Origin of the sequence: Alishewanella maricola (genome assembly GCF_016343785.1) — a bacterium.
In the GTDB taxonomy this organism is placed as follows: Bacteria; Pseudomonadota; Gammaproteobacteria; order Enterobacterales; family Alteromonadaceae; genus Alishewanella; species Alishewanella maricola.
The window spans coordinates 330,665-337,145 of record NZ_JAEINI020000005.1 but is presented as its reverse complement, the minus strand read 5'-3'; the positions used below and the strand labels follow the sequence as shown (position 1 = coordinate 337,145).

Genomic DNA, 6,481 nt, shown 5'->3' with positions numbered 1-6,481 from the left:
TCACGCCGATACCATCAAGCAAAAACTCACTATGCGTGACTTTATGGAAACGCTGCGCGCCAGTGGTATTCAATCGGGTGGCCCCGCCACGCTCAATCAGGCTGATCGACAAGCCTTTGCCAATCAATTAGATCGCATTTTACAAAGCCGCACGCTCTAAAACCTTGGCTTAATCTGCGGCTAAAGCGGGGCCAAAGGCGAGTTTTTGCTCAGAGGAAAAGCGCCGTAACTCGGCGCTGATCGGATCGATAAAACTGACTTCAGCGGCTAATAATTGCAACGGCTGGCTAAAATCGCCGCTATTTTTAGGTTTTAACACGGGATAATAGGCATCGTGTAAAATCGGCCAGCCTAAACTTTGCATATGTAAGCGTAATTGATGCGTTTTACCGGTATGTGCTTGTAACTGGAACACCCCTAAACCGGCCTCAACCTTAAGCAAGCGGATCGTTGATGAGGCGTTTGGCTCGCCAGCACAAATTTTATTTAAAAACCGGGGCTGGCTTTTCTCAATCCGATTATGCAGCTGCCATTGTTGCGGCAGTGCATCATGAAACTGCGCCACCTCTGCCACCGCATAATAGGTTTTACTGATCTGCCCAGCACTAAATAACCGACTATAAAGCGCACGGCTGTCGGCTTGCAGGCTAAATAACACCAAACCCGCGGTATCGCGGTCTAAACGATGCAGAGGCACTAAATCTTGATTGCCGGTGTCTGTTTTTAAACGTTGCAACAGGCATTCATTAACAAAGCTGCCCCCTGGGGTAACCGGCAAAAAATGCGGTTTATCGGCCACTAATAGGTGCGCATCTTGATAGATAATACGATGTGCAAACGGGACCACCGGCTCGGTTTCGACTTCGCGGTAATAGCAAAGCCGCCGACTGGGTAAAAAAGCGGTATGCTCGTTAATACACTCGCCTTGATACCAATGCACTTTACCCTGTTGAATGCGCTGTTGCCAAATTGCAGCCGAGACGCCTGGAAACTTCGCGATTAAAAATGCCAATACCGTCGGCCATCCCGCATTATTTGCCGGTAGGGTAATTTCTGAAGCTTGGGTTGCAATACTCACAAAGTCACTCGCGCCTAAGGCCTGCCGTTCACAAAAAGAGCGCGAATTTTAGCATAAAAGCCCGTACAATACGCGCCCGTTAGCAAGCACAGCACCGCAAACACGCGCGCAAGAGGATGCACCATCATGGCCAACGCCATCTTAGAATTACGACAACGTGAGCTACTTAAAGCCACGCGGGTGTTTAATGCTCGGGGGAGTAAGGTGCGCCGCTGTGAAAACTGTTTATTGCCCGCGACCGCATGTATTTGTGCGCTTCGCCCCGCGCCACAAGCGCGCGCGGCTTTCTGCTTTATTATGTACACCGGCGAATGTTACAAACCCACCAATACCGGCCGACTGATTTGTGATATTGCCGCCGATAGCCATGCCTTTGTTTGGGATCGCACCCAGCCAGATGCCGCTTTATTAGCACTACTCCACGATCCCAAATATGTGCCTATTGTGGTGTTCCCACAACAATATGCTGCGCCAGAGCGCTGTATAGCTGACGCCAACGCGCTGGCGCAAGCCACCGCTGAGCGCATTCCGCTGTTTGTGATGCTAGATGGCACTTGGCGCGAAGCCAAAAAAATGTTTCGCAGCCCGTATTTAGCAACATTACCGGTGCTGGGTATTCAACCCACTCAAGCCAGTGATTATGTGCTGCGTGAAGCCGCTCATTTACATCAACTTTGTACCGCTGAGGTCGCCATTGCCGTGTTAGAACTGGCAGCTGAACCGCTGGCAGCCAAAGCCCTGCGTGACTACTTTGTACAGTTTCGCCGTGCCTATATAAAAGGTAAGCCGCATCTGGCTGAGCCTGATAGCCGTTTCTAAAGTGAGCATTAGCGTTTTATCTGCTTGCGCTGTGATTAGCGGCATAAAAAAGGGCAGCCACTGGCCGCCCAACGTCAGATTAACCTGACCACGTTGCGAAAGTAAGACACAATTTGACGCTTAGAACTGGTTCATCGTGTTATGCGAACCACCGGCTTTTAAGGCAGCATCACCAGAGAAGTACTCTTTGTGATCATCACCAATATCAGAACCTGACATGTTTTGGTGTTTCACACAGGCGATACCTTGACGGATTTCTTTACGTTGTACGCCTGCAACATAACCCAGCATACCGGCGGCACCAAAGTACTCTTTCGCCAAGTTATCTGTCGACAGCGCTGCTGTATGATAAGTAGGTAAAGTAATTAAGTGGTGGAAAATACCCGCTTCACGCGCCGCATCAGCTTGGAAAGTACGGATACGGTTGTCGGCCTCTAGAGCTAATTCCGTTGTATCATACTGCTCTGCCATTAAGCCGGCACGATCATAAGCTGAGACGTCTTTACCTGCAGTTTTCCATGCATCGAACACTTGTTGACGGAAGTTAAGCGTCCAGTTAAAAGATGGGCTGTTGTTATAAACCAACTTAGCACCAGGAACCACTTCACGGATCCGGTCAACCATTTCCTTGATTTGACCGATATGTGGTTTTTCAGTTTCAATCCACAGTAGGTCAGCACCGTTTTGCAGTGATGTGATACAGTCTAGTACCACACGATCCACACCTGAACCGGCTTTGAACTGGAATAAGCCACTGGCTAAGCGTTTTGGTTTTAACAGCTTACCATTGGCTTTAACCACCACATCACCGTTGGCGATATCATCAGCGCTGCTAATGTAATCACCATCTAAGAAGCTGTTGTATTGGTCGCCCAAGTCGCCTGGCTCGTTGGTCACGGCAATTTGCTTGGTTAAACCGGCACCTAATGAATCGGTACGGGCAACGATAACACCGTCATCTACCCCTAACTCTAGGAAAGCGTAACGTACGGCATTAATTTTTGATAAGAAGTCGGCATGCGGCACGGTGACTTTTCCGTCTTGGTGACCACACTGTTTCTCATCCGATACTTGGTTTTCAATTTGAATGGCACAAGCACCGGCTTCGATCATTTTTTTCGCGAGTAAGTAAGTGGCTTCTTCGTTACCAAAACCGGCATCGATATCGGCAATGATCGGTACTACGTGCGTTTCAAAGTTATCGATTTTGTTTTGTACTGCGGCAGTTTTAGCGGCATCACCGGCAGCACGTGCGGCATCTAGATCACGGAACAAGCCGCCTAACTCACGCGCATCAGCTTGTTTTAAGAAGTTGTACAATTCAGCAATTAAAGCCGGTACTGAAGTTTTCTCATGCATAGATTGATCAGGTAACGGGCCAAACTCTGAACGCAGTGCTGCAATCATCCAACCGGATAAGTATAAGTATTTACGCTTGGTGCTACCAAAGTGCTTTTTAATGGCGATCAGTTTTTGCTGACCAATAAAACCATGCCAGCAACCTAATGACTGGGTGTATTGGCTGCTATCTGCATCGTAAGCGGCCATATCTTCACGCATAACTTTTGCGGTGTATTTCGCAATATCTAAACCCGTGTGAAAACGATTTTGCAAACGCATGCGAGCTGCATACTCTGGGCTGATAGCATTCCAGCCTTTTTCTTTGCCACATAACGCTTCGACTTGTTGCACGTGCTCTGAGTAAGCTGACATAGTGTTTCCCTCTTAAACAATTTTTCGTAACTGGGTTGGTGTGCTTTCACTATAGCCAACAAAACTTTAATTCATAAAGCTGATTTTTATGATGCTCGTCATTTATTTTGTGAATGTTAGTACCACAGCTTGGGTCTTGCTCTGGCCAATGTTATGATTCAGAACACGAATAATATTGCTGCTGAGTATTTTACTGATGAATATTAATAAGATGGACTTAAACCTGTTGGTTTACTTGGATGTATTGCTGCGAGAACAAAATGTGACTCGGGCGGCGAACCAATTAAACATCACTCAGCCAGCGATGAGTAATGGTTTAAAACGCTTACGTGATTTGTTAAACGATCCAGTATTAGTGCGCACCTCAGAAGGTATGGTGCCCACTGAACGCGCCCGCGAATTAGCGCCTATAGTGCGTGGTGTATTGCTCACCCTAGAAGAAACCTTACAGCCCAATAAAGATTTTGAACCGTCACAAAGCCAACGGGTTTTTCGTATTATGGCCAGTGATTATGCGGCCTCAACCTTGATCCCCGCCTTGTTGAAAAAGCTACGCGTACAAGCGCCGTTCAGCAGCTTAGATATTATGACACCGTCAGATGTTAACTTTCATGATGTGGAAAATGGTAAGGTCGATATGGCGATTAACCGCTTTGATCATTTACCGCAGTCGTTCCATCAAAAAACCGTTTGGCGAGATAGTTTTTCTTGTTTAATCAACCGCCAAAATCCTGTGTTACAGAGCTTCAATTTGGATAGCTATTTAAAATCCCAACATATTTGGGTCAGTAAAACCGGTTTTGGTGTTGGCGTAGGGATGGATCCAAAAGACGTACAGAAGCTCGGTTGGGTTGATGAAGCGCTGGCCAAATTAGGTAAGCAGCGTAATATTACCGTTTTTACCCGTAACTATCATGTTGCCATGCATTTAGCGGTCAGTATCGATTTAATTGCCACCTTGCCCAGTAGAGCCGCTAGACTATATGAGAACGACGCTAACATGGCCATCATGGATCCGCCCTTTGCTATCCCACCGATTGAACTGAAGATGATCTGGAGCCCCCTGTTACACCAGGATGCCAGCCATATCTGGTTTCGACGCTTAATTGCCGAAACCGCCGAAGAGCTCAAATAAAAAAGGGCGCTAAATCGCGCCCCAAAATGGTTACGTCAGGTTAATCAAGCAACTGATAAGCCGGCAGGGTTAGGAAATCTGTCAGTTCATCAGCTGTGGTAATGTCTAGCAATAAGGCTTGCGCCCGAGCAAAATTCTGGCTTTGCCACACTTCTGCCCCAACTTCTGCTAACACCACCTTTGCCTCTTCCTCTAAAAAAGAAGCAAATAGGGCTTTGGTAACAAGTTTACCGTTACTTAACTCTTTACCATGTTTAATCCATTGCCAAATGGAAGTGCGAGAGATTTCCGCTGTGGCGGCATCTTCCATTAAGCCATAAATGGGCACACAACCTTTGCCGCTGATCCACGCCGCTAAGTATTGCAAGGCAACGCGGATGTTAGTACGCATGCCCTCTTCCGTACGATCACCATCACAGGGCGCGAGTAATTCGGCAGCGGTGATCGGTGCATCGTCAGCACGTGATACGGCTAACTGGTTAGTGTTATCACCTAAGTACTTGGCAAACACACCGTTAGCCGTAGCGGCTAAACCAGGGTGTGCCACCCAAGTACCATCATGGCCATTACTCGCTTCCAATTCTTTATCCGCGGTCACGCGCTCTAAAATCGCGGCATTCACCGCCGGATCTTTTGCCGGAATAAAGGCCGCCATGCCGCCCATGGCTAAAGCGCCACGTTTATGACAAGTTTTAATGAGTAAGCGAGAGTAAGCACTTAAAAACGGCTTATGCATAGAAACGACCTGCCGATCGGGTAACACGCGATCCGGATGGTTGTTTAATGTTTTGATATAACTGAAGATATAATCCCAACGACCACAGTTTAATGCCACGATATGGTCTTTCATCATATAAAGGATTTCGTCCATTTCAAAAGCCGCTGGCAGCGTTTCGATCAACACGGTCGCGCGGATCGTCCCAATAGGCACAGCAAAACGTTGCTCGGTGTAACGGAAGATATCATCCCACCATTTCGCTTCTAAATGGCTTTGTAATTTGGGTACGTAGTAATACACCCCGGTGCCATTTTTCAGGCGGGTGCGATAGTTATGATAAAAATACAAAGCAAAATCGACCAAGCCACCGGGGATCGGTTCACCTGCCAATTCAATGTGCTTTTCCCATAAATGCAAGCCACGCACACGGGCAATTAATAAAGCGGGATGCTCTTTTAGCGCATAATGTTTGCCGCTTTGTGGATCGGTATAACTGATCGTGCCAAGGTTAGCATCGCGTAAATTGATTTGCCCTTCCACCATGCCATCCCAACTGGGTGTTTGCGAATCTTCAAAATCCGCCATAAACACTTTAACATCCGCATTTAACGCGTTTATGATCATTTTGCGTTCTACCGGCCCAGTAATTTCGACACGACGATCTTGTAAATCAGCGGGTAAAGCGGCCACTTGCCAATCGCCATGGCGGATCGCTGCCGTTTCTGCTAAAAAGTCAGGTAAAGCACCGGCATCATATTTGGCTTGGCGTTGTTGCCGTGCGCTTAACAGCTCTTTTAACGGCGGGCGGAATAATTGAGCAAGCTCTGCGACAAATTCGCAAGCCGCTGGCGTTAAAATTTCTTGATAGGCTTCAGGCATTGCGCCTTTGATAGTCAGCGCGCCACAAGTTGTTACTGCTGCCATGATCGTGTCCTTGTACTATTTCAGATGCAGTAACTATAAGCCTAAATTACATATAAATACCATTAATGAAGATGATGGCTGGCATCAATTCAAA

At 47.3% G+C, this 6,481-nt stretch carries 6 protein-coding genes; 3 read left to right on the top strand and 3 right to left on the bottom strand.

Translation table 11 applies throughout. From position 1 onward, the window contains the following. On the top strand, positions 1 to 160 hold a 160-nt coding region (locus JAO78_RS10355), incomplete at its 5' end, for a DUF188 domain-containing protein (protein WP_226751281.1). A 9-nt stretch (positions 161 to 169) separates the two neighbouring features. Here JAO78_RS10355 and JAO78_RS10350 read toward each other — a convergent pair. Then, positions 170 to 1,078 (bottom strand): pseudouridine synthase, encoded by a 909-nt coding sequence (locus JAO78_RS10350; RefSeq protein ID WP_226751269.1) that lies wholly within the window; start codon positions 1,076 to 1,078, stop codon positions 170 to 172. A gap of 126 nt (positions 1,079 to 1,204) precedes the next feature. Here JAO78_RS10350 and JAO78_RS10345 point away from each other — a divergent pair, with 126 nt between their 5' ends. After that, positions 1,205 to 1,897 (top strand): tRNA-uridine aminocarboxypropyltransferase, encoded by a 693-nt coding sequence (locus JAO78_RS10345; protein WP_255654558.1) that lies wholly within the window; start codon positions 1,205 to 1,207, stop codon positions 1,895 to 1,897. Between the two features lie 120 nt (positions 1,898 to 2,017). On the opposite strand, the gene JAO78_RS10340 is transcribed toward JAO78_RS10345, so the two are convergent. Next, positions 2,018 to 3,610, bottom strand: coding sequence for an isocitrate lyase (locus tag JAO78_RS10340; RefSeq protein ID WP_226751268.1), 1,593 nt, complete (start codon positions 3,608 to 3,610; stop codon positions 2,018 to 2,020). 196 nt (positions 3,611 to 3,806) lie between these two features. Between JAO78_RS10340 and JAO78_RS10335 the strand changes: the two genes are divergently transcribed. Then, positions 3,807 to 4,745, top strand: a complete 939-nt coding sequence (locus JAO78_RS10335; RefSeq protein WP_226751267.1) for a LysR family transcriptional regulator — start codon at positions 3,807 to 3,809, stop codon at positions 4,743 to 4,745. A 40-nt stretch (positions 4,746 to 4,785) separates the two neighbouring features. On the opposite strand, the gene aceB is transcribed toward JAO78_RS10335, so the two are convergent. After that, positions 4,786 to 6,387: a malate synthase A gene (gene aceB / locus JAO78_RS10330; RefSeq protein WP_226751266.1), complete on the bottom strand. Its 1,602-nt coding sequence runs from the start codon at positions 6,385 to 6,387 to the stop codon at positions 4,786 to 4,788. Positions 6,388 to 6,481 lie beyond the last annotated feature (94 nt).

Bases quoted from the DNA above. Each gene is read 5' to 3' on its own strand.
- JAO78_RS10345 (WP_255654558.1), top strand. From the start codon at position 1,205: ATGGCCAACGCCATCTTAGAATTACGACAACGTGAGCTACTTAAAGCC.
- JAO78_RS10340 (WP_226751268.1), bottom strand. From the start codon at position 3,610: ATGTCAGCTTACTCAGAGCACGTGCAACAAGTCGAAGCGTTATGTGGC.
- JAO78_RS10335 (WP_226751267.1), top strand. From the start codon at position 3,807: ATGAATATTAATAAGATGGACTTAAACCTGTTGGTTTACTTGGATGTA.
- aceB (WP_226751266.1), bottom strand. From the start codon at position 6,387: ATGGCAGCAGTAACAACTTGTGGCGCGCTGACTATCAAAGGCGCAATG.